Source organism: Bradyrhizobium sp. STM 3557 (assembly GCF_045571465.1).
Classification (GTDB): Bacteria; Pseudomonadota; Alphaproteobacteria; order Rhizobiales; family Xanthobacteraceae; genus Bradyrhizobium.
The window spans coordinates 4,799,656-4,821,169 of record NZ_CP120697.1 but is presented as its reverse complement, the minus strand read 5'-3'; the positions used below and the strand labels follow the sequence as shown (position 1 = coordinate 4,821,169).

Here is a 21,514-nt window from a genome sequence, read left to right as displayed (position 1 = left end):
GTGCGCTGCAGCCGCACCTATTTGGAGACGCGCAGCTTAGATAGTGCGGTGCCGATGGTCTGGAATGTGGTCAGGATCTCGGTCGAGCTCGTCAGCATGAAGAACTTGTCCGAGCCACTCGCGCAGTTCTGCAGCACGGTCGAGGTCGCATCCGCGGGCGTCGAGGTGTTCACCTGGATCGCGTAGATCGTGTACATGTAATTGCCCTTGGAGTCCTTGGCGTTCTTCAGGTTGGTGCACAGCTGCGCCTGCCGTGCATCGATCGGATTGCCCGAGGCCTGCGTCGAGCCGTTGCCGTAGGCGGGCCAGCGATCCTCAGTGTTGAGGCCGTCCGACAGGATGATGATGACGCGGTTGTAGGTCGTGGTGGCGTCCTCGCTGGGCGCATTCAGCACGCCGCCGGGTATCAGCGACTGCCAGCCCCAAGCCAAACCGATCGCCTGGTTGGTGCCGCCGGTCGGCTGCATCGCGTTGATGGAGTTCTTCAGCGACGTCCAATCATAGCTCAGCGGCGTGATCGGATAGAGCTCCGGCGAACTGCTGCTCGAGCAGTACGATTTGCTGTTCTCGTAATATTCGTTGGCAGGAAACAGCGTGGTCACATCGGAGCCCGTCGGCTGGGCGCCGGTTGCATCGTTCGGCTGGCTGCGGTCGGCGACGCAGCCAGTCCAGGTGCTGATGGGATTGGTTGACGCCTGGTTCCACGCGTTCACCACGGTAGGAGTGGGGCTGGCGGTTGTGTATTTGTGGTTGGTCCAACCGACCACCGCGCTGACCCGAGGCTGGTTCGTATTGTGGGCCGTGTCGTTGGGGCCGGGCTGAGTCCAGTTGTGGTCATAGAGATTGCCGGTGCACTGATAGACGCCGCCGCTGTAGCCGCAGCTGCAGCCCGAGACCTTATTGCCGCTGCCATCGACCGGGCAGCTGCAGGAGGTCGTACCGGAGCAGAACACGCCTGAACCGGCAGACGTGCTGACCCAGCAGCCGTTGTAGAGCGTGTGTGAGTTGGCATCCACACTCGGACAGATGTAACCGGTATAGGTGCCGGTTGTGGGAATGACTCCCCCCGAGACGGCTGTTTTGCTGCCGGGACCGTTCACGCAGGTGAAGCCGCCGCTGCTGTTGGTGAATGGGCATTTCGCGCCCGGGCCCACCGCATGCCAATTGATGGGGAGGGACGCCTGGTAGCTGCCATTGTTTGGCTGCTGCGTCGGCGGGTTCAGCCAGTCGGTCCAGTCGATCCAGCTCTGGTTGTAGTTGCTGGCTCCGACGTTGACGGTCTTGGCGAACGGAATGATCGAGACGTAGACGTCGCCGGGACTCTTGGCGAGATTACTGAGCTGATCGATCAAGCCGCCGGTGCCGGCGACGGCATTCTTGAGTGCGGTCATCTTATTGTTCTGGCTCATCGACCCCGTGTTATCGAGCACGAGCGCGACCCGCATCTTGACGTTGCCCCAAGTCGTGGTCGTCTTGGTGTCGAAGCCCATCGTCGGGAAGCCGACGATGTTCATGAAATCCGTGGTGATCTGGCCGGATGCATTGAGCAGGATGGTCGCGGCGCTGGAACTGGTGGCGGTGGTATAGGTCGCGTTCACCTGCACATTCTGGGCGTCGGTGCTGGTGTAGAGCGCCTTGAAATAGGCGCTGGCCTTGGTGGGGATGTCGCTGGCTGTGATCGTGCCCGCCGAAAGGTCCTTCGACAGCATCAGGGCGGTGGCATCGAGCGCCGCCTGCATCGACGAACGCGCTGCGTTGGCGCGGCTGTAATCGACCGCCGCTCCGACGAAGGCCAGGATGGGGATGATCGCGATGCCGAAGAGGACGGCGATATTACCGCTCTGGTCGGCGCCGAAGCGGCGCACGGCGCGGCGGAGCAGAGGCATGAGGAACGCACGTGTCATGACGGTCACCAGCAGTAGGTTCTGGCGACATTTCGGTTCGTGGAGTTGAATGGCGGGTAAACCGGCTGAGAGAAATCTCGACAAATGCCGTTGAACGCGCAAAGGCGGGTGACAAAAAGGGGTTCCTTCCCTAACGCCGCTTGAATGGGCTTTGTAAAATGCGAGGGGTTTGATTAACCTTGGTGATGGTTCGCCGGTCAAGGAATCAGTCGCGCCGGTCGTTCGGGCAGCCGCGGTACGGACGCTTGCGGCGGACGGGCAACTGACCCATATTCCCGGGACCGGTCCGCCGCGGACCGGCTGGCTGGGATCGGCGATCTGGAGAACGGTGGTCTTAAGAAACGTCCGGACAGCCAGATGGCCCCGGCGGGGAGAAGGCGGGAAACCTCGGACCTCTGAGATCCCGCATCGATATCTAACGCGTGTACCATGTCGCAGCGAACGTCCAGAGATTTGTCGACGCCAAGGATGAGCAGCAACGAGAATCGGCCCGGTGGAACCGGTGGCCCGGTGACATCCGTCATCACAAAGGTGAAGCCGAAAACCAAGCGTCCGAATCTTTATCGTGTCCTGATCCTGAACGACGATTACACGCCGATGGAATTCGTGGTTCACGTGCTGGAGAAATTCTTCAACAAGGACGTGGAAGCCGCGACCAAGATCATGCTTCACGTGCACCATCACGGCATCGGCGAATGCGGCGTGTTCACCTATGAGATCGCGGAAACCAAGGTAACGCAGGTGATGGATTTCGCCCGCAAGCACCAGCACCCGCTGCAATGTGTGATGGAAAAGAAATAGCCGCCCGCTTCGGTGCAGCGCAGCCGGCGGATACAGATAGGGCTGACACGCGTCGGACGGACATCCGTCGGACCGACACAATGGCCCGGTGGGCCTGATCGACGCGGATGCGTCGGCTTCGTTCCCCGCAATCCTACGGCCGTCTCGCCGGGACGAGTCCGTACGACGAGAGCGCGACCGAAACGAGAGCGATTCAAGACAGCCGGCGCGTCATCTGCCTCAATCGGAACGGGTTTTGCATTGACGATCCGGTGAACGCGTAACCGGGAGGCAGAACCGGTCTTTTGTCACGCTCGGTTATCTCTATATATTTACGAAAGGTTGTTGTTGCCTGACCGGGCGGCGGCGATCATGATGGCAGGGGGCCACAGAGGACGCGCATGCCGACTTTTTCTCAAAGCCTTGAACAATCCCTGCATCGAGCGCTGGCGATTGCCAACGAGCGTCATCATCAATATGCGACGCTGGAGCATCTCCTGCTGTCGCTGATCGATGACTCCGATGCGGCGGCCGTGATGCGCGCGTGCAGTGTTGATCTCGACAAGCTTCGCACCAGTCTCGTCAACTATCTCGAAACCGAATTCGAAAACCTGGTCACGGACGGCAGCGACGACGCCAAGCCGACCGCCGGCTTCCAGCGCGTGATTCAGCGCGCGGTGATCCATGTCCAGTCGTCCGGCCGCGAGGAGGTGACGGGCGCCAACGTGCTGATCGCGATCTTCGCCGAGCGCGAGAGCCACGCCGCGTACTTCCTGCAGGAGCAGGACATGACGCGCTACGACGCCGTCAACTATATCAGCCACGGCATCGCCAAGCGGCCGGGTGTTTCCGAGGCGCGCCCCGTTCGCGGCGTCGACGAGGAGACCGAGGCCAAGGGCAACGACGATTCCAAGAAAAAGGGTGAGGCGCTGGAAACCTATTGCGTCAATCTCAACAAGAAGGCGCGCGACGGCAAGATCGATCCGGTGATCGGCCGGAACTCGGAGATCAATCGCGCCATCCAGGTGCTGTGCCGCCGTCAGAAGAACAATCCGCTGTTCGTCGGCGAAGCCGGCGTCGGCAAGACCGCGATCGCCGAGGGGCTCGCCAAGCGCATCGTCGACAGCGAGGTGCCGGAGGTGCTGTCGGCTGCGACCGTGTTCTCGCTCGACATGGGCACGCTGCTTGCCGGCACGCGCTATCGCGGCGACTTCGAGGAGCGCCTCAAGCAGGTCCTGAAGGAGCTGGAGGCGCATCCGAACGCCATCCTGTTCATCGACGAGATCCATACCGTGATCGGCGCCGGCGCCACCTCCGGCGGCGCGATGGATGCGTCCAACCTGCTGAAGCCGGCGCTGGCCTCCGGAACGATCCGTTGCATGGGATCGACGACATACAAGGAATATCGCCAGCACTTCGAGAAGGACCGGGCGCTAGTACGGCGCTTCCAGAAGATCGACGTCAACGAGCCGTCGGTCGAGGATGCGATCGCGATCCTCAAGGGCCTCAAGCCGTATTTCGAGGATTATCACCGGCTGAAATATACCAACGAGGCCATCGAGGCCGCGGTGCAGCTTTCCTCGCGCTACATTCATGACCGCAAGCTGCCGGACAAGGCAATCGACGTGATCGACGAATCCGGTGCGGCGCAGATGCTGGTCGCCGAGAACAAGCGCAAGAAGACGATCGGCATCAAGGAGATCGAGACCACGATCGCGTCGATGGCGCGGATCCCGCCGAAGAGCGTGTCCAAGGACGATGCCGAGGTGCTCAAGCACCTCGAGCAGACTCTGAAGCGCGTCGTGTTCGGCCAGGACAAGGCGATCGAGTCGCTGTCGGCCTCGATCAAGCTGGCGCGCGCCGGCCTGCGCGAGCCGGAGAAGCCGATCGGCTGCTATTTGTTCTCCGGACCGACCGGCGTCGGCAAGACCGAGGTGGCCAAGCAGCTGGCGTCATCGCTGGGCGTCGAGCTGCTGCGCTTCGACATGTCCGAATACATGGAGCGCCACACGGTGTCGCGCCTGATCGGCGCGCCTCCCGGCTATGTCGGCTTCGACCAGGGCGGCCTTCTGACTGACGGCGTCGACCAGCATCCGCACTGCGTGGTGCTGCTGGACGAGATCGAGAAGGCGCATCCGGATCTGTACAACGTGTTGCTGCAGATCATGGATCATGGCCGGCTGACCGACCATAACGGCAAGCAGGTCAACTTCCGCAACGTGATCCTGATCATGACCACCAACGCAGGCGCGGCCGATCTCGCCAAGCAGGCGTTCGGCTTCACCCGCAGCAAGCGGGAAGGCGACGACCACGAGGCGATCAACCGGCAGTTCGCGCCGGAATTCCGCAACCGCCTCGATGCCATCGTGTCGTTCGCGCATCTGTCGGTCGACGTGATCGGCATGGTGGTCGAGAAGTTCGTGCTGCAGCTCGAGGCGCAGCTCGCCGACCGCGATGTCACTATCGAGCTGTCGGAGCCGGCCAAGGCCTGGCTGATCAGCCACGGCTATGACGAGCAGATGGGCGCGCGTCCGATGGGCCGCGTGATCCAGGAGCACATCAAGAAGCCGCTGGCGGACGAGGTGCTGTTCGGCAAGCTGAAGGGCGGCGGCCATGTCCGTGTCGTGCTGGTCAAGGACGAGGCCAATCCGGAGCTCGACAAGATCGGCTTCGAGTTCGTCGAAGGCCCGGTCACGCCGAAGCCGGAGGTGGCCGTGGCGCGCAAGCGCAAGCCAAAGTCCGGCGGGCCGGGCAGCGGCGGCGGAGGGGCTCCCAAAGGCCCGGCGTCGAAGGGACCGCTGGTCAAGGCTTAAGTTGCCAGACAAGTGAGATGCGAAAAGGCCGGCAGTCTTGCCGGTCTTTTTGTTTTGTCGCGGTCATCATCCCTCCCGTGCCCGTCGTCCTTGCGCGCGCTGCGCTTGGCAGGGACGACACGGGAGACAGCCCCGGCCTATTCGCCTTTCAGCCGCTGGCCGTCCTGGACCCGGACCTGCTCGGCGCCGCGGGCGCCGGCCGGCGAGAGGCGAAGCATGGACAGCGCCGCGCCGACCAGGGCGAAGCCGACGCCGGTCGCCAGCGACAACCGGGTGCCGTTATCAGGGCTGAGCGCCAGGAACATCGCGACCAGCGCAGCACCGGTGGTCTGGCCGAGCAGCCGCGCGGTGCCGAGCATGCCGCTGGCGCCGCCGGTGCGTTCGCGCGGTGCGGCCGCGATCATGGTGCGATTGTTCGGGGTCTGGAACAGGCCGAAGCCGCAGCCGGCCAGCGCCATCCGCCAGACCACCTGCAGCGGGCTGGGATCAGCCGGCAGCAGCGCCAGCGAGGCCAGCCCGCAGGCGAAGATCGCAAGCCCGATGCCGCCCAGGAGGCCCGCCGGCACACGCTCGACCAGGCGGCCGGCGATCGGCGCGGTCACCGCGACCGCGAGCGGCCAGGGCGTGATCAACAGGCCCATCTGTACCGCCGAATAGCCGAAATGGCCTTCGAGATAGAACGGGATCGCGACGAAGGCGAGCATCTGCCCGCAGAACGAGGCGATCGAGGTCGCGATCGAGAGCGCGAACACCGGGATGCGCAGGAGATCGAGCGGCAGCAGCGGCGAGGTCATGTGCGTCTGCCGGTGCACCAGCAGCACGCCTGATATCGCCGCGATGACGAGCTGGATCACGCAGGTCAGCACCGCCTCGCCATGGCCAAGGCTGTCGATCGCGGCGACGCCGACGCCGAAGGCCACCGCGCTGAGCCCCGCACTCTGCCAGTCGAACATATGCGGAGCAGGATTGGTGTGCGGCAGGCTGTGCGCGCCGAGCGCGAAAGTCACGAAGCCGAGCGGCACGTTGATGGCGAACAGCCAGGGCCAGGTGCCGAAGGACAGGATGCCGGCCGCGATCGTCGGGCCGACCGCGGCCGACACGGCGACAACCAGCGCGTTGATGCCGATGCCGCGACCGAGCAGCGCGTGCGGGTAGGTGAAGCGCACCAGCGCCGAATTCACGCTGAGAATGCCGGCAGCGCCGAAGCCCTGCAGGATGCGGGCGACGGTCAGCAGCAGCAGCGTGTGCGACAGCGCGCAGAAGGCCGAGGCGAAGGTGAACAGCACCAGACCGGCGAGATAGACGCGTCGATAGCCGATGATCTCGCCGAGCGAGGCCAGCGGCAGCAGCGAGATGGTGACCGCGAGCTGATAGCCGTTGACGATCCAGATCGAGAAGGCCGGGCTGGCATCGAGGTCGCGGGCGATCGTCGGCAGCGCGACATTGGCGATGGCGCCGTCGACCACCGCCATGATGATGCCGAGTGCGATCGTCAGGATAGCCCAGTTTCGTTGCGGCAGCGGCAGGCCGTCGGGATGTTCGGTCGGGCTGGCTGGGGTCAACGAACGAACTCCGGAACGGTCCACAGCGGCGCTGCGGAGCAGAATGACGCACCTGCAATGACAGCTACGCTGCCGCGTTCCCAAGACGCGCGACCCGCCTCATTTCGGCCTTTGGTGAATCTGGATCGCCCTGAGATAGCCGACCACCGCCTCGGCATCGGCCGGGCCGAACCGGAAGGTTGGCATGTCCTTGTGGATCGTCGATAGGCCGGTCTGCAATCGCTGGGCAAAGTCTTCGTCGTATAATTTCTGTTCGCCAAAAGTCCGGAAGGGCGGCGCGTCCGGATGCGGACTGACGCCGGTGGTTCCTATCGCATGGCATCTGCTGCAAAGCTTTTGCAAGAGCGCTTTTCCGTGCTGCTGCCCGCTGTCCAGCGCATGGCTGGCAGCGCTGGACAGGCAGAGCATCAGACATGCGAGGCAAAGCTGTCTCATGGGCGCGCGCCTTTCGACTTAAAACCGTCGGCGAGGCTATCAGCGGCCGGTCATTCCGGCATAGAGGGTTTGGCACCCGTAGGGCGGCCGTGGCGGTCGGAGCGACGCCTACAAGTGGCGCCGGATGTGCAGCGGCAGCGTTCGCGCACAGCTTTGGCCGATTCCGCTTCGAGCTCGGCGCGCTGCGCCGTCGCCCCGTCTAGCCTTTGACGCCCCGGGCGCCGATGGGCGATAGCCGCAGCACGCTCAACATCGCGCCGAGCAGCGCAAAGCCGGTCGCCGTGAACAGCGCGACCTCGGTGCCGCTGGCGGGATCGCGGCTGAGACACAGCGCGACCAGCGTGGTGCCGATCGTCATGCCGAGCGTACGGGCGATGCCTTGCATCCCACTGGCGCCGCCCGAACGTTCGCGCGGTGCAGCCCCGATCATGGTGCGGTTATTCGGCGTCTGGAAGAGGCCGAAACCGGCGCCGGAGAGCAGCATGCGCCAGATCACGTCGAGCCGTGCGGGATGGTCTGGAATCATCGCAAGTGTGCTGAGGCCGATGCCGAACAGGACGAGGCCAATGCCGCACAACAGGCCCGCCGGATAGCGCTCGACCAGACGTCCGGAGATCGGCGAAGCGAGCGCGACCGCGATCGGCCAAGGCGTCATCATGAGCCCGATGTCAACCGCCGAGTAGCCAAAGCGGCTGGCGAAGTACAAGGGGATCGCGGTGAGCGCCAGCATCTGGCTGCAAAATGAGGGAATCGAGGTGGTGACCGACAGCGTGAAGAGAGGGATGCGCATGAGGTCCAGCGGCAGCAGCGGCGAAACCATATGTGTCTGCCGATAGACCAGCATGGCGCCCGCCCCGGCCGCCACGACAATCTCCACCACTGAGATCGTGGATGCGGTGCCATGGCCTGCGCTACCGATGGCGACAACGCCGAGCCCGAACGTCACGGCGCTGAGGATCGCGCTCGGCCAGTCGAACTTGCGCGGCGCGCGCCGCGTATGCGGCAGGGAGCGCAAACCCAGCGCGAAGGTCAGAAGCCCGAGCGGAATGTTGACCGCAAACAGATAGGGCCAGGTCGCGATCGACATGATACCGGCCGCGACAGTCGGGCCAATCGCCGAGGACGTTGCGACCACCATCACATTGGTGCCGAGGCCGCGGCCGAGCTGCGCGCGCGGATAGATGAAGCGGACCAGCGCGGTGTTGATGCTCAGCATGCACGCGGCGCCGAAGCCCTGCATGATGCGCGCGACGATGAGCAGCGCCAGCGTATGCGCGACCGCAGCGATCGCCGACGTCACGATGAACAGAGCGAGGCCCGCCAGATAGACGCGCCTGTAGCCGATGATCTCGCCGAGCGAGGCGAGAGGGAGCAGGGAGATCGTGATCGCCAACTGATAGCCATTGATGATCCAGATCGCCGCGGCGGGGCTCGCGTTCAGATCCGCGGCGATGGTCGGGAGTGCGACATTGACGACGGTGCTGTCGATCACGCCCATCGCAAGCCCAAGCGCAATCGTCAGGATCGCTTGATGGCGCAGAGGTGAAGGGAGGCCGTCGGGCTGCTCGGTGGTGGAGAACGACGTCTGGAGAATGGCGATTGACCCTGCTTGAAACAACTTTCGTTCCAGCTAGGGCGTCCGATCAATCATGCAACGCGCCAAACGAAGCGATCGGGTTGCAGACGTCGCGCGGAAAGCTGCACGTGTAACAATCGATGGGCGAGTAGGAGCGGTTCGGGCAAGGGTTGCAGTATCGCAATACTGCATCTCAAGGAGGAGATTGTGTATAGCTGTCCTCAGGCTGTAGTTCTTCTTGCGCTCTCGGCTGAATTGCTCCACCGTTTTACTGGCTGAGGGGGGACCTTATTTTATGAATTATCGCGTCATGATCCCGTTGCTGGGATTAATTCTTGCTGGCTGTGCGTCAAGCTCGGCTGATATTGCGCCGAGTTACGTTTCGCCGGTGATGTACCAATCTTATACGTGCCAGCAGCTTGCTCTCGAGGCTCAGGGCGTATCAGCGCGTGCGGCTGCTCTTTCGGGAGCTCAGGATAAGCAGCGCACCAATGATACGATCGCGACCACAGCGGCCGTCATCATCTTCTGGCCAGCAGCATTCCTGGTCGGCGGCGACAAGCAAACCGCAGCCGAACTCGCACAGATGAAAGGACAGATGGCTGCCATTGAGCAGGCGTCCATCGTGAAGAAGTGCAATATTCAATTCCAAGGGAAGCCGGAAGGCTAACTGCTCAACGACAGAAGGTCCTTTCTGCCGTTGCGTCGCCGCGCTGCATGACAGACTTGCCTCATGCCGCGCCTTCGGGGATGCCCTTGGCGATCGCCTTTTGCGCCTCGAACTCGGCGCGCCGCTGCGCCAGCTCGCCCTCGCTCAGCAAGGCCGGGTTGCTGTAGTCGCGCTTCCAGCCAGGGTCTTCGCTCCAGCGCAGCGGCGACTGCACCGATGTCTGCGGGCCGGGGGCGCTTTCCAGCACGCGCAGCGCCAGCTCGAGCGTGAAGGCCTGCGAGGCGGCATCGTGCGGCTTGCCGGCGGAATTGCCGAGCGGGAAGTCGGAGAACAGGAAGCGCGGCACCGCGACGTGCTCGACGATGTCCTTGGCGCAGCCCATCACGATGGTGGAGATGCCATTCGCTTCCAGATGGCGTGCGATCAGGCTGACAGTCTGGTGGCAGACGGGGCAGTTCGGCACCAGGACTGCGGCATCGATCTCGTCAGCGCGGCAGCGCGCCATGATCTCGGGCGCATCGGTCTCGATGGTCACGCGATGGCTGCGGTTGGTCGGCGCGCCGAAGAAACGTGGCGCGACTTCGCCGACGCGGCCCTTGCGCGCGAGGCGGATCAGTTGTGGCAGCGGAAACCAGGTGCCGCTATCCTTGGCGGAGGTGTGCACGCGATCATAGGCGATGTGGGAGATGCGCAGGTCGTGCGTTTGTGAAGTGTCACCGGCGTAGACGCTGTAGAACTTCGCGCTGCCATTGTATTTCGCGCCCGGTCCCTGGTCGCCCTTGGCAGGATCGTAAGGCGCGGCCGTGGTGATGATGGTCACGCGGGATTGATTGAGCGGTTTTCTCAACGGCTGAAATGGCGCCGACGTGTAGTGGGCCCAGCGATACGGACTGTCATAGCCGATCGCGAGATAGTACTCGCGCGTGCGCGCCATATAGGGCAGGGGCACGTCCTCGTCGGACGCGAAGCCAAGCCTGTCGTCGGAAGCTGCGGCCATCTGTTGCGCTCCTTGCCACACAAAATCAGATTGCTAGACAACGTGCCTCATGTGTCAAGCCGCCGCGCCAGGGAACCCAGATTTGCCGTGGCCGTTTTTGACAGCGTGAAAGGATGTCGACACGGGGAACGGCTGTGCAGAGTGTCGCAGCGATGCGTGCCATCTTGGGTCTTTGCCTCTGCCTCGCGCTGGCAACGCCGCGTTCGGCTGACGCGGAGGACGCAGCCGCGCCGCCGGCTCCTGCCGAACCCTCGCAACCAGCGGAGCCGCCGAAACCCGCAGAGCCCGACAAGGCGCAGCCGCTCCCCGAGAATTCGCAGCAGGGCGCATCGCCGGGGCCTGCGGCCGATCAAGCCAAGCCGGCAGATGCGAAACCGGAAGACACGAAGCCTGCGGATGCAAAGCCTGCGGATACAAAGCCGGACACCGAGAAGGCCAGCACCGACCAGCCCGACGCCAAGGAAAGCGATACCCGCGAGGCGATCTGCCTGATGATCGAATCCGCGGCGAAAGCCAACGACCTGCCGCTCGAATTTTTCGCGCGCGTGATCTGGCAGGAGAGCCGCTTCCAGCCCAACGCGGAAGGGCCCGTGACGCGCAATGGCCAGCGTGCACAGGGCATCGCGCAATTCATGCCGGGCACGGCGAACGAGCGGCGGCTGCTCGATCCCTTCGATCCGGTGCAGGCGCTGCCGAAATCGGCTGAGTTTCTCGCCGAGCTGCGCAATCAGTTCGGCAATCTCGGGCTCGCCGCAGCCGCCTATAATGCCGGCCCACGCCGGGTGCAGGACTGGCTGGACGGCAAGGGGCAGATGCCCTGGGAGACGCGCAACTACGTCTCGGCCATCACCGGCGCGACCGTCGAGGACTGGAAGGATGCCGGCAAGGGCGGCAAGATGCCGGCCAGCGCGCCGCCGACCTCATGCCATCAACTGATGGCGCTGCTCAAGCGCGCGCCGAACCCGTTCATCACCCAGCTCGAACAGCATGTCGCGCTGTCAGCTGCAAAGCTCTGGGGTGTGCAGCTCGCCGCCGGCTTCGATCGTAACAAGGCGATGGCGATGTATGCGCGCGCGATCAAGGGGCTCGGCGCAATCATCGGCGACCGCGATCCCAGTCTCTTGTCCTCAGTGATGCGTACGCGCGGCTCCCATCCCTTCTACCAGGTGCGGATCGGCGCCGATACGCGCGGTGAGGCCGACGATCTCTGCAACCGCATTCGCCGCGCCGGCGGCGCCTGCTTCGTGCTGCGCAATCGCGGCGTCAGGGGCTGACCGACATCGTCATTGCGAGGAGCGTTTGCGACGAAGCAATCCAGTCTTTCTTGCAGTTCTGGATTGCTTCGCCTTCGCTCGCAATGACGGTTGACGTCGTTGTCCACTCCCAGCGTTATAGCGGCCCTGGGACTCTGGCTCGGCGGCGGCCTCGACGAAGGCTCCGATCTGTTGATGTGGGTGAAGGCGGTGGCGACCGCGATCCTCGCCGGCGTCATCGCCCAGGTCATCGTGCAGCCACCGGGCGCTCTGGCGAGCGTGCCCTGGTTCCTGCGCTACGGCGCGCTGGCGGCCGGCTTTGCCGCTTTCATGGCGACCCGCCGCTCGATCTTCGCCGGCGTCGTCTGCGGTGAACTGGTGATGCTCGCGGGCAAATGGTGGCTCCGCTGATTTGCGCGATCATTGCGGTCGGTCGGCAATGGGATAGACTCCAGCTTCGATCAAGCGGACCAGTTTCATGATTGCAGATACCGATCTCCGTCCCGGTGAAGTTACCGTCGATGTGGCGCCGCCGCGCGATGCGGCGCTCTATTTCATAGGCCGCATCCGCACACCCTGGACCTCGCGGCTGGATACGCCGCGGCAGGGCAGCCCCGAGGGGCCGGTGTGCCGGCTCGAGATCTTCGACCCATGGGTGCCGGCGCTCAAGGGCATCGACTTCTACACCCATCTCGAGGTGATCTATTGGCTGCACCGCTCGCGCCGCGACCTCGTGATTCAGCGGCCGAAGCATGAGGAGGAGAAGACCCGCGGCACCTTCTCACTGCGTTCGCCGGTGCGGCCGAATCCGCTGGGCACCTCGACGGTCAGGTTCGTGGCACTGGAAGGAAACACCGTGCTGGTGCGCGGGCTCGATTGTCTCGATGAGACGCCGCTGATCGACCTCAAGCCCGACCGCTGCGTGTTCTCGCCTCTGTCACAGCAGCAGTTGCAAGGAGCGGATGGGACGTAAGGCTCATGCCGTCATTGCGAGCGAAGCGAAGCAATCCAGTGCAACGCCAAGAGTCTGGATCGCTTCGTCGCTTGCGCTCCTCGCGATGACGGTTGGATAGCGAGGGTTAGCCCCTCAGCGCCGCACTCAGCCGGGCGGCATGCTCTTCCAGCACCTTCGGGTCTTCCTTGCGGCTTGCCGGCGCGAGCAGCGCGACACCGTCTTGGCGGGGCATGATGTGGACATGCAGGTGAAACACCACCTGGCCGCTGGCAGGCTCGTTGTGCTGCTGAACGGTGACGCCGTCGGCCTTGAACGTGGCCATTGCCGCAGGCGCGATCTTGCGCGTGGCGCGCGCGACATGGAGATAGTCCTCCTCGGTGATGTCGAGGATGTTACGGGATGGGGCCTTCGGGATCACAAGCGTGTGGCCCGGCGAGCGCGGCATGATGTCGAGAAAAGCGAGCACGTGCTCGTCCTCGTAGACCTTGTAGCAGGGCAGCTCGCCGCGCAGGATTTTTGCGAAGATGTTGTTGCTGTCATAGGCAGTCATGTCCGGCTCCTGAAATTCGGCCCTGAATGTCGCCGGTCCTATCGAAAGGTCAAGATGGCTCGTCGGCGCTCTTGCGGAACGGACCCGCCTCGGCGAGCTCGCGGCCGGCTTCCTCGACATAGGCGCGCTCGCGCGCGAGATAGTCGTCAATCGCACGCCGCAGGCCGCGGTCGGCGATGAAGTGCGCCGAATAGGTGGTCTGGGGCAGGTAGCCGCGTGCGATCTTGTGCTCGCCTTGCGCACCGGCCTCCACGACCTTGAGCCGGTGCTGGATCGCGAAGTCGATCGCCTGATAGTAGCAGACCTCGAAGTGCAGGAACGGATGGTGCTCGATCGCACCCCAGTTGCGGCCGAACAGCGTATCCGAGCCGATAAAGTTGATGGCCCCCGCGATCCAGCGGCCGTCGCGTTTGGCCATGACGAGCAGCACGTCCTTGGCCATGCTCTCGCCGATCAGCGAGAAGAACTTGCGATTCAGATAAGGGCGGCCCCATTTGCGCGAGCCGGTCTCCATATAGAAATCGAAGAAGGCGTCCCAGGCGTCCTCGGTGATGTCCTTGCCGGTGAGCCAGTGGATGGTGATGCCGGCAGCCCCGAGCGCGTCGCGGCGTTCGCGCTTGATGGCCTTGCGGTGACGTGAATTCAGCGTGGCGAGGAAATCGTCGAAGCTGGAAAAGCCCTGATTGTGCCAATGGAACTGCTGGTCGGTCCGCTGCAGGAAACCATGTTCCGCGAGCAGCTCCCATTCCTCCTCGCGGGCGAAGGTGACATGGACCGAGGAGGCCTTGCTGACGCCGCACAGCGCGATCAGTCCCTGTGCCAGCACTGATCCGATCTGCGCGCGATCCTCGCCGCTGCGGATCAGGAGCCGCGGCCCGGTCGCCGGCGTGAATGGAACCGAGGCTTGCAGCTTGGGGTAATAACGGCCGCCGGCGCGCTCATAGGCGTCGGCCCAGCCGCGATCGAAGACATATTCGCCTTGCGAATGCGATTTCAGATAGCAGGGCACGATCCCGACGATGCGCTCATCGATCTTCGCAACCAGATGGCGCGGCGCCCAGCCGGTGCGGATCGTGGCGGCGCCGGAGGTTTCAGCCGCCGAGAAAAACGCGTGCGATACGAAGGGGTTGTAGGCCTGTGACGCGCCGTTGCACGAAGTGGCGGGGATCTCGGTGAGCGGATTGGCGCAGGCGTCCCAATCCGCGGCGGGGATGTCGCTGACCGAGGGCAGCGCTTCGAGCGTGATCTCAGATGATGCCATCGAACCCCAAAGAACGAGCGGGGAAACGGGCGATGCCCGCTCCGTGAGCCCCTCCCAAAGATTGTGCATGACGGCAGCGACTTCAAGGCCGCTGTCAGCTCCCTGGCGTAAAGCCCTCGAAGATCATCTGGTCCGCATAGCGCCCTGCCGCCGCGCGCTGCGCGGGTGTACGCACCGTCCAGGCCAGCAGTGGGCAGCCGAACAGGTTCCGTGCGATCCAGGGCGCTGGCGCCGGCAGTTGCTCCACCCAATAGGCGACGAAATGGGGCTGGGTGCGGAAGCCGTGCTTCAGATGCAGCATGGAGTCACGCTGCGCCTGCGTCAGCTTCTCCCAATAGCCGTCATCGTAACTGCGCTGGGCGACGATGCCGCGCGTCAGCTTCGGCATGATCTCGCGCAGCGCGACCACCTGGTCGGGATCGAAGGACATGCCGACCACAGGGCCGGAATAGGCGGCGAGCACCTCGGCCATCCGCTTCACCAGCCGCCGGTCGCCGTTGAACTGGCTCTTCACCTCGACCACCAGCGGCACCTTGCCCGCGACCAGCGCGCAGAGATCACCGAGCGTCATCATCTGCTCGTCAGTCGCCTTGAACCTGATCGCCTTCAGCTCGGCGGCCGTCTTCTCGACAAGGGGCCCGGAGCCCTCAGTGAGGCGGCCGAGCTCATGGTCGTGATGCACCATGGCTTCGCCATCGGCGGACAGCTGGATATCGCATTCGATGGCGAAATTGCCGGTCACCGCGGCCCGCGCCGCCGCCGGCATGTTCTCGATCACGCCGCGTGCGGCGTCATGCAGGCCACGATGGGCGACGGGACGGGCCGTCAGCCAGTCAGGTGCACGCATCTCGCCCGTCCTTACGTCGTTATCAGGCGACTTCAAACACGCCTTCGACCTCGACAGCCGCGTCCGATGGTAGCGCGGCGACGCCGACGGTGGTGCGGGCGTGGCGGCCCTTGTCGCCGAACACGGCCACCATCAGGTCGGAGGCGCCGTTGAGAACCTTCGGCCCGTCGAGAAAATCGGGCGCCGAGTTGACGAAGCCGCCGAGCCGGACCACGCGCACGACCTTGTCGAGATCGCCGATCGCGGCCTTGACCTGCGCGAGCAGGTTGATCCCGCAACCGCGCGCGGCAGCTGCGCCTTGCTCGACGGAGAGGCCGGCACCGAGCTTGCCCTTGGCGATCAGCTTGCCCTCCGCGTCGAAGCAGACCTGGCCGGAGACGAACAGCAGGTTGCCGCTGCGGACGAAGGGGACGTAATTCGCCACCGGTGCCTTGGGCGCCGGCAAGACAATGCCCTGAGCCGCCAAATTCTGTTCGACCGTACCTGCCATGGTGATTCCCGCCTGCTCATGAAAGCCGGCCCGCCCTCGGACCGGTGGCTTTCTTTGGCGCATCGGGAGGTCACATGCAAGCTGCGGGGCGGACAGGGTAGGTGCACAGCCGTGGTGCGCAAATCTTGAGCGGTTGTCGGGATTTGACCTGCAACACCGCACTTTTACGTGAGCCGGCCCCAGTTGCGACGCAATGCGTCGGTCTTTAATGTGACACTTTCTTCCGCCGACCACAGGCTTGCGGCGCTCACGGGGAAAATCATGGCGCAGTCGTTTCGATTGTCGATGGCAACGCTGGCTGTTGCCGTGGTCGCGTTCGGCCCGGCAAAGGTCGCGGCCGCGGTGCCATTCCTGCCCCATCAGGCGCTCTATGAGCTTAGCCTGGTCAAGACGCGGGGATCGAGCCCGATCAACAGCGCACGCGGCCGCATCCTTTACAATTTCTCCGGCAACGCCTGCGAGGGTTACACCTCCGAATTCCGCCAGGTCTCCGAGCTTGACGTCGGCGAGGGCAAGGTCACGCTGAGCGACCTGCGCTCGACCGCCTGGGAGGACGGCGCGGGCAAGAGCTACCACTTCAAGATCGACTCCCGGATGAACGATTCCGAGTCGAGCCCGATCGACGGCGTTGCCGAGCGCAACGGCGACAAGATCACGGTCAAGTTGAAGCAGCCGGCGGCCAAGACCTTCACGCTCGATGGCTCGACCGTGTTTCCGACCGAGCAGATCCGTCGCATCGTCGCGGCTGCGCGCGAGGGCAAGTCGGTGCTCGAGCTTTCCGTCTATGACGGCTCCGACAATGGCGAGAAGGTGTACAACACGCTGACCGTCATCGGCCAGCCGGTCGCGCCGGACAAGGCGGTCGCATCGCCCGATCCCGCCACGCAAAGCGACCAGATGAAGCAGCTGACCCGCTGGCCGGTCACGGTCAGCTACTACGATCACGACGCGAAAAAGGCCGAGGGCGAGCAGACGCCGGTCTATGCGATGTCGTTCGAGCTGTATGAGAATGGCGTGTCGCGTGCGCTGGTGCTGGATTACAATGATTTCGTCATTGCCGGTGCGCTCAGCAAGTTCGATATCAAGGATGTCAAGGAAGGCAAGCCCTGCAGCTACTGACCGCCGAGCGCTCTTCGGCTGCACGTCAGCTCCGGGTCTGACATCGGTAACAACACTTGCTGCAATCTGAGACGGATGTAACGAGCTCACGACATCCTCGCATCAACGTGTTTGTCGTCCGCAAGCTTCTCCTCACGCGTTGAAATGATGTGACGCGCCGCTCTCTTTCGGCGCGCGCACCTGCCACTCATCTCCATTGCGCGAGCCGGTCTGGGATCGGCTTCACCAAGCAATGGAGAATTCAGATGGCCAAGTTGAAGCTTCTGGTTGCAGCGCTGTGTGCGACGGTCGTGATCAGCGCACCGGCGATGGCGCGCGAACATCATGCGCGGCACCGCGTCATCGTTTCCGGATCGGCGGAGCCCGGTGCAATCTATCTTGAGGGTCGTGCCTGCATTCCGGCGCCGCGCGTCGGCTCGTTCGCGACCGCGCCGTGGGACAATGGCAACATTCCGTGCGAACCGTATGGCTACGGCCATTACGCGTACGACGGCGGAGACGCCTGGAGCTACTGATCCATCGCCCAACGGGCGAGGCGAGCCGGAGCAATCCATCATGACGGTCGTTGGGTTGCTTCGGCGCGAAAGCCCATTTCAGTCTGCCTTCTCCGGGCCGTCATAGGCGATGCCGCGGAAAACCGCGCCGTGGCCGAACTTCTTGCGCAGGGCATCCATCGCGCGTTCGGCGGAGGCCGAACGACGGTCGAGCATGTCCGTGTCGGTGGCTTCCGAGCCCGGCCGGAGCGCGCTGACGCCGGCGCCCATCAGGCGGAACGCGGTGCCGTCGGTCTCGCGCGCCAGCATCTCGCGGCACACCGCAAAGATCTTGCCGGCGAGCTGGGTCGGCGCGGTGATCGATTGCGAGCGCGTGCGCTGGCGGAAATCCGCCGTCTTCAGCTTCAGCGTGATGGTGCAGCCGGACAGCCCGCTCGTCTTCAGCCGAGAGGAGGTCTTCTCGCAGAGCCGCCAGAGCAGCTTCTCGAGGGTGGCGAAATCGCGGATGTCGGTCTCGAACGTGGTCTCGCTTGAGATGGTCTTGGCGCCGCGGTCGGCGACGACCTTGCGCTCGTCGATGCCCCGCGCCAGCCGCCACAGCCGGCGGCCGTCGGACGGAAACTGCTTCATCAGCTCGATCTCGTCGGCGCGCTGCAGATCGGCGATGGTGCGGAAGCCGCGCTGCGCCAGCCGCTCCTGCGTGGCGGGGCCGACGCCGAAGATGAACCCCACCGGCTTGTCGGAGAGCATCTCGCGCGCCTCGTCCTGATCGAGCGCGGCAAAACCGCGCGGCTTGTCGAGATCGGAGGCGATCTTGGCCAGGAACTTGTTGCAGGACAGCCCGACCGAAACCGTGATGCCGATGTTGCGCTCGACTTCGCGGGCGAAACGCGCCAGCACCTTGGCCGGTATCATGCCGTGCACGCGCTCGGTGCCCGACAGATCGAGGAAGGCTTCGTCGATCGACAGCGGTTCAACCAGCGGCGTCAGCCCCTGCATCGCCTGCCGCACCTCGCGCCCGACCCGGACATATTTTGCCATGTCAGGCGGGATGACGGTTGCGGACGGGCAGAGCTCCAGCGCCTTGAACATCGGCATCGCCGAACGCACGCCATAGGTACGGGCGATGTAGCAGGCGGCCGAGACCACGCCGCGCTTGCCGCCGCCGATGATGACTGGCCTGTCGGCGATGTCCGGATTGTCGCGCTTCTCGACCGTTGCGTAGAAGGCATCGCAATCGATATGCGCGAGTGACAGGGCGGGCAGGGTGCGGTGGCGGACGAGGCGGGGAGAGCCGCAGGCGCCGCAGCGCCTGGCCTTGGCATCGAGGTCGGCGAGGCAGTCACGGCAGAAGCAGGTCGGCTGCGGCACCGCGGGCGGTCCTGCCTCGGTCCCGGATGCGCTCACGGCACATCGCGCTCCCATTTGCGGTCGCTCAGTACCTCTCGCGCCGCCATGATGTTCGTTGGATGTAACTTGGAGGCTGCCGCGAAAGCCTTTACGCTTTCGTCATCGCGCAGGACGAAATCGAGCACGCTGACGAGGAAATTTGGGTCGGACGCGGACGACCGCAGGGTTTCCGGGCCGATCCCGGTCTCCGCCAAAAATTGGCCCAGCCGCTCGGGCTCGCCGGCGAGGAAAGAAAGCGCCTGAACCGCAACGATTTCAGCCACTTCGCGGGTTTTTTGAGCAGGCTTTTTCAAAGACCGATTTGCCTTTCCGTTAACTTCTGGTCTCTACTTTAGCAGCATCATGCCCGAGTCTTCGGAATTGGTTCAAGCAATCGGAAACCATCTCGAACGAAAGATGGAACATCGCCTTAACGGCTTGGAGCGAATCTGGGGCTAGTTTGAATTAGATAGGAACGGCGGGCGAATGGTCCGCCGGAGGGCAGGCCGGTGTCAGAGAGTCGGAGGGACGGATGGGTAAGACCGTCCTGATCGTGGAGGACAACGAGCTCAATATGAAGCTCTTTCGCGATCTGTTGGAAGCACATGGGTATCAGACCTCCGGCACCAGTTCAGGCGTCGAGGCGCTCGACATCGTGCGCAAGACGCGACCTGATCTCATTTTGATGGACATCCAGCTTCCGCAGGTCTCAGGCCTCGAGGTGACGCGCTGGATCAAGGACGATCCGGAACTGCGCGCCATTCCAGTGGTCGCCGTCACCGCCTTTGCGATGAAAGGTGACGAGGAGCGAATCCGCGAAGGCGGCTGCGAGGCGTATTTGTCCAAGCCGATTTCAGTAGGCAAATTCATTGAAACGGTACGTCGTTTTATAGGCTGAGGGATTTTCGATGTCCGCGCGTATCTTGGTGGTCGACGACATCCCGGCCAATGTGAAGCTTTTGGAAGCGCGCCTGTCGGCCGAATATTTCGACGTGCTGACGGCGGCGAGCGGGACCGAGGCGCTGCAGATCTGCCAGCGTGCCGAATGCGATATCATCCTGCTCGATGTGATGATGCCGGACATGGACGGCTTCGAGGTCTGCCGGCGACTGAAATCCAATCCGGCAACGCATTTCATTCCCGTGGTCATGGTCACGGCGCTCGACAGCCCGTCCGATCGCGTGCGCGGCCTCGAGGCGGGCGCCGACGATTTCCTGACCAAGCCGGTCTCCGACGTCGTGCTGATCGCGCGCGTGCGTTCGCTGACGCGGCTGAAGATGATGGCCGACGAGCTGCGCATGCGCGCGCTGACCTCGCGCGAGATCGGCGTGCAGGCACCGGAGCGCAGCGCCATCGCCGACACGGGGAAGAGCGGTCGCGTCCTCCTGGTCGACGACCGGCCGTCCTCCTATGAGCGGCTGGCGCCGATGCTCGCCACTGAGCACAATGTCGATGTCGAGGTCAATCCGGCGGAGGCGCTGTTCAATGCCGCCGAGGGCAGCTATGACCTTGTGATCGTCTCGCTCGACCTCAACAATTTCGATGGACTGCGGCTGTGTAGCCAGATCCGCTCGCTGGAGCGGACCCGCCATATTCCAATCCTGGCCATCGCGGACGCCGAGAGCAATTCGCGCCTGCTGCGCGGGCTCGAGATCGGCGTCAACGACTATCTCCTGCGCCCGATCGACAAGAACGAGCTGTTGGCGCGCTCGCGCACGCAAGTACGCAGGCGCCGTTACACCGATCATCTGCGCGACAACGTCCAGAACTCGATCGAGATGGCAATCACGGACGCGCTGACCGGTCTGCACAATCGCCGCTACATGGAGACCCATCTCGCGACGCTTGCCGACCAGGCAGCGGGCCGCGGCAAGCCGCTGGCGCTGATGATGCTCGACATCGACTTCTTCAAAGCCATCAATGACAGCTATGGCCACGACGCCGGCGACGACGTGCTGCGCGAGTTCGCGCTTCGCATGCGCAAATCGATCCGCGGCATCGATCTCGCCTGCCGCTATGGCGGCGAGGAGTTTGTCATCGTGATGCCGGAGACCGATTTGCATGTTGCCGGCATGGTGGCCGAACGCCTGCGGCGCTCGATCGCCAACGAGCCGTTCTCGGTGCACAAGGGCAACAAGCGCATCGATGTCACGGTGTCGATCGGCCTCTCGACCCTGGAGCACAAGGGCGAGCCGCTGAGCGATGTGCTCAAGCGCGCCGACACTGCGCTCTATCGCGCCAAGAACGACGGCCGCAACCGCGTCGTCATGCTGCCGCCACCGAACGAGCCGAGCCGTCTGCCGCAGGCGGCCGGCGGAGGGCGGTGAGGGGGAGGGCGGCTGTTGCGTCATGGCGGCGGCCCCGTCGCGATGCGAATGAGATTCTCCGCTGTCATTACCCGCCACCGGGTCTCGCCTTC

Annotated in this window: 21 protein-coding genes; 10 read left to right on the top strand and 11 right to left on the bottom strand. The window is 64.0% G+C overall.

Annotation, left to right across the window (positions count from 1 at the left end; genetic code table 11):
• Positions 1-17: 17 nt before the first annotated feature.
• Positions 18-1,904, bottom strand: coding sequence for a pilus assembly protein TadG-related protein (locus tag P6U24_RS22085; protein WP_407154611.1), 1,887 nt, complete (start codon positions 1,902-1,904; stop codon positions 18-20).
• Positions 1,905-2,372: 468 nt separating this feature from the next.
• On the opposite strand from P6U24_RS22085, the gene clpS reads away from it, so the two are divergent.
• Together clpS and clpA are read left to right on the top strand one after the other, a co-directional pair.
• A complete protein-coding gene (gene clpS, locus P6U24_RS22080; protein ID WP_407154610.1) occupies positions 2,373-2,705 on the top strand; it encodes an ATP-dependent Clp protease adapter ClpS in 333 nt (110 codons plus the stop codon).
• Between the two features lie 380 nt (positions 2,706-3,085).
• Positions 3,086-5,497 carry an ATP-dependent Clp protease ATP-binding subunit ClpA gene (gene clpA, locus P6U24_RS22075; RefSeq protein WP_407154609.1) on the top strand — a complete coding sequence of 804 codons (2,412 nt, stop codon included), beginning with the start codon at positions 3,086-3,088 and terminating at the stop codon, positions 5,495-5,497.
• 137 nt (positions 5,498-5,634) lie between these two features.
• On the opposite strand, the gene P6U24_RS22070 is transcribed toward clpA, so the two are convergent.
• The 3 genes from P6U24_RS22070 to P6U24_RS22060 all read right to left on the bottom strand — a co-directional run bounded on the left by P6U24_RS22070 (position 5,635) and on the right by P6U24_RS22060 (position 9,112).
• The gene (locus P6U24_RS22070) at positions 5,635-7,059 is read right to left on the bottom strand and encodes an MFS transporter (protein WP_407154608.1); all 1,425 of its coding nucleotides are present in this window, start codon (positions 7,057-7,059) and stop codon (positions 5,635-5,637) included.
• A 99-nt stretch (positions 7,060-7,158) separates the two neighbouring features.
• Complete coding sequence (locus P6U24_RS22065) at positions 7,159-7,494, bottom strand: c-type cytochrome (RefSeq protein WP_407154607.1); 336 nt, start codon at positions 7,492-7,494, stop codon at positions 7,159-7,161.
• Positions 7,495-7,693: 199 nt separating this feature from the next.
• On the bottom strand, positions 7,694-9,112 hold the full coding sequence (locus tag P6U24_RS22060) for an MFS transporter (RefSeq protein ID WP_407154606.1): 1,419 nt from the start codon (positions 9,110-9,112) through the stop codon (positions 7,694-7,696).
• 253 nt (positions 9,113-9,365) lie between these two features.
• Between P6U24_RS22060 and P6U24_RS22055 the strand changes: the two genes are divergently transcribed.
• The gene (locus P6U24_RS22055; protein WP_407154605.1) at positions 9,366-9,740 is read left to right on the top strand and encodes a hypothetical protein; all 375 of its coding nucleotides are present in this window, start codon (positions 9,366-9,368) and stop codon (positions 9,738-9,740) included.
• A gap of 61 nt (positions 9,741-9,801) precedes the next feature.
• Here the strand turns inward: P6U24_RS22055 and P6U24_RS22050 are convergent, their stop codons facing one another.
• Positions 9,802-10,737 (bottom strand): glycine reductase, encoded by a 936-nt coding sequence (locus tag P6U24_RS22050; protein WP_407154604.1) that lies wholly within the window; start codon positions 10,735-10,737, stop codon positions 9,802-9,804.
• A 152-nt stretch (positions 10,738-10,889) separates the two neighbouring features.
• Here P6U24_RS22050 and P6U24_RS22045 point away from each other — a divergent pair, with 152 nt between their 5' ends.
• The 3 genes from P6U24_RS22045 (at position 10,890) to tsaA (ending at position 12,963) form a co-directional block, all read left to right on the top strand.
• Positions 10,890-12,011, top strand: a complete 1,122-nt coding sequence (locus P6U24_RS22045) for a transglycosylase SLT domain-containing protein (protein WP_407154603.1) — start codon at positions 10,890-10,892, stop codon at positions 12,009-12,011.
• A 99-nt stretch (positions 12,012-12,110) separates the two neighbouring features.
• Positions 12,111-12,401, top strand: a complete 291-nt coding sequence (locus tag P6U24_RS22040) for an AzlD domain-containing protein (RefSeq protein ID WP_407154602.1) — start codon at positions 12,111-12,113, stop codon at positions 12,399-12,401.
• Positions 12,402-12,468: 67 nt separating this feature from the next.
• Positions 12,469-12,963: a tRNA (N6-threonylcarbamoyladenosine(37)-N6)-methyltransferase TrmO gene (gene tsaA, locus P6U24_RS22035; RefSeq protein WP_407154601.1), complete on the top strand. Its 495-nt coding sequence runs from the start codon at positions 12,469-12,471 to the stop codon at positions 12,961-12,963.
• Positions 12,964-13,069: 106 nt separating this feature from the next.
• Here tsaA and P6U24_RS22030 read toward each other — a convergent pair whose 3' ends face one another.
• From P6U24_RS22030 to P6U24_RS22015, 4 genes are all read right to left on the bottom strand, one after another.
• Positions 13,070-13,495 (bottom strand): HIT family protein, encoded by a 426-nt coding sequence (locus P6U24_RS22030; protein WP_407154600.1) that lies wholly within the window; start codon positions 13,493-13,495, stop codon positions 13,070-13,072.
• A 49-nt stretch (positions 13,496-13,544) separates the two neighbouring features.
• Positions 13,545-14,756 carry a GNAT family N-acetyltransferase gene (locus P6U24_RS22025; protein ID WP_407154599.1) on the bottom strand — a complete coding sequence of 404 codons (1,212 nt, stop codon included), beginning with the start codon at positions 14,754-14,756 and terminating at the stop codon, positions 13,545-13,547.
• Positions 14,757-14,850: 94 nt separating this feature from the next.
• Entirely contained in the window at positions 14,851-15,603 is a 753-nt protein-coding gene (locus P6U24_RS22020) for a glycerophosphodiester phosphodiesterase (RefSeq protein ID WP_407154598.1), read from the bottom strand.
• A 22-nt stretch (positions 15,604-15,625) separates the two neighbouring features.
• The gene (locus tag P6U24_RS22015; RefSeq protein WP_407154597.1) at positions 15,626-16,093 is read right to left on the bottom strand and encodes a RidA family protein; all 468 of its coding nucleotides are present in this window, start codon (positions 16,091-16,093) and stop codon (positions 15,626-15,628) included.
• A 261-nt stretch (positions 16,094-16,354) separates the two neighbouring features.
• Between P6U24_RS22015 and P6U24_RS22010 the strand changes: the two genes are divergently transcribed.
• Together P6U24_RS22010 and P6U24_RS22005 are read left to right on the top strand one after the other, a co-directional pair.
• A complete protein-coding gene (locus P6U24_RS22010) occupies positions 16,355-17,212 on the top strand; it encodes a cell envelope integrity EipB family protein (RefSeq protein WP_407154596.1) in 858 nt (285 codons plus the stop codon).
• Positions 17,213-17,457: 245 nt separating this feature from the next.
• Positions 17,458-17,727 carry a hypothetical protein gene (locus P6U24_RS22005; RefSeq protein WP_407154595.1) on the top strand — a complete coding sequence of 90 codons (270 nt, stop codon included), beginning with the start codon at positions 17,458-17,460 and terminating at the stop codon, positions 17,725-17,727.
• A gap of 78 nt (positions 17,728-17,805) precedes the next feature.
• On the opposite strand, the gene P6U24_RS22000 is transcribed toward P6U24_RS22005, so the two are convergent.
• Together P6U24_RS22000 and P6U24_RS21995 are read right to left on the bottom strand one after the other, a co-directional pair.
• Complete coding sequence (locus P6U24_RS22000) at positions 17,806-19,131, bottom strand: DNA polymerase IV (protein ID WP_407154594.1); 1,326 nt, start codon at positions 19,129-19,131, stop codon at positions 17,806-17,808.
• The gene (locus tag P6U24_RS21995; protein WP_407154593.1) at positions 19,110-19,409 is read right to left on the bottom strand and encodes a DUF3572 domain-containing protein; all 300 of its coding nucleotides are present in this window, start codon (positions 19,407-19,409) and stop codon (positions 19,110-19,112) included. Before P6U24_RS21995 ends, P6U24_RS22000 begins: the two co-directional genes overlap by 22 nt.
• 218 nt (positions 19,410-19,627) lie before the next feature.
• Here P6U24_RS21995 and P6U24_RS21990 point away from each other — a divergent pair, with 218 nt between their 5' ends.
• A complete protein-coding gene (locus P6U24_RS21990) occupies positions 19,628-19,993 on the top strand; it encodes a response regulator (RefSeq protein WP_407154592.1) in 366 nt (121 codons plus the stop codon).
• A gap of 10 nt (positions 19,994-20,003) precedes the next feature.
• Positions 20,004-21,422 (top strand): PleD family two-component system response regulator, encoded by a 1,419-nt coding sequence (locus P6U24_RS21985; RefSeq protein WP_407154591.1) that lies wholly within the window; start codon positions 20,004-20,006, stop codon positions 21,420-21,422.
• The last annotated feature ends 92 nt before the right edge of the window (positions 21,423-21,514 follow it).

Bases quoted from the DNA above. Each gene is read 5' to 3' on its own strand.
- P6U24_RS22085 (WP_407154611.1), bottom strand. From the start codon at position 1,904: ATGACACGTGCGTTCCTCATGCCTCTGCTCCGCCGCGCCGTGCGCCGC.
- clpS (WP_407154610.1), top strand. From the start codon at position 2,373: ATGAGCAGCAACGAGAATCGGCCCGGTGGAACCGGTGGCCCGGTGACA.
- clpA (WP_407154609.1), top strand. From the start codon at position 3,086: ATGCCGACTTTTTCTCAAAGCCTTGAACAATCCCTGCATCGAGCGCTG.
- P6U24_RS22065 (WP_407154607.1), bottom strand. From the start codon at position 7,494: ATGAGACAGCTTTGCCTCGCATGTCTGATGCTCTGCCTGTCCAGCGCT.
- P6U24_RS22055 (WP_407154605.1), top strand. From the start codon at position 9,366: ATGAATTATCGCGTCATGATCCCGTTGCTGGGATTAATTCTTGCTGGC.
- P6U24_RS22050 (WP_407154604.1), bottom strand. From the start codon at position 10,737: ATGGCCGCAGCTTCCGACGACAGGCTTGGCTTCGCGTCCGACGAGGAC.
- P6U24_RS22045 (WP_407154603.1), top strand. From the start codon at position 10,890: ATGCGTGCCATCTTGGGTCTTTGCCTCTGCCTCGCGCTGGCAACGCCG.
- tsaA (WP_407154601.1), top strand. From the start codon at position 12,469: ATGATTGCAGATACCGATCTCCGTCCCGGTGAAGTTACCGTCGATGTG.
- P6U24_RS22030 (WP_407154600.1), bottom strand. From the start codon at position 13,495: ATGACTGCCTATGACAGCAACAACATCTTCGCAAAAATCCTGCGCGGC.
- P6U24_RS22025 (WP_407154599.1), bottom strand. From the start codon at position 14,756: ATGGCATCATCTGAGATCACGCTCGAAGCGCTGCCCTCGGTCAGCGAC.
- P6U24_RS22020 (WP_407154598.1), bottom strand. From the start codon at position 15,603: ATGCGTGCACCTGACTGGCTGACGGCCCGTCCCGTCGCCCATCGTGGC.
- P6U24_RS22015 (WP_407154597.1), bottom strand. From the start codon at position 16,093: ATGGCAGGTACGGTCGAACAGAATTTGGCGGCTCAGGGCATTGTCTTG.
- P6U24_RS22010 (WP_407154596.1), top strand. From the start codon at position 16,355: ATGGCGCAGTCGTTTCGATTGTCGATGGCAACGCTGGCTGTTGCCGTG.
- P6U24_RS22005 (WP_407154595.1), top strand. From the start codon at position 17,458: ATGGCCAAGTTGAAGCTTCTGGTTGCAGCGCTGTGTGCGACGGTCGTG.
- P6U24_RS22000 (WP_407154594.1), bottom strand. From the start codon at position 19,131: ATGGGAGCGCGATGTGCCGTGAGCGCATCCGGGACCGAGGCAGGACCG.
- P6U24_RS21990 (WP_407154592.1), top strand. From the start codon at position 19,628: ATGGGTAAGACCGTCCTGATCGTGGAGGACAACGAGCTCAATATGAAG.
- P6U24_RS21985 (WP_407154591.1), top strand. From the start codon at position 20,004: ATGTCCGCGCGTATCTTGGTGGTCGACGACATCCCGGCCAATGTGAAG.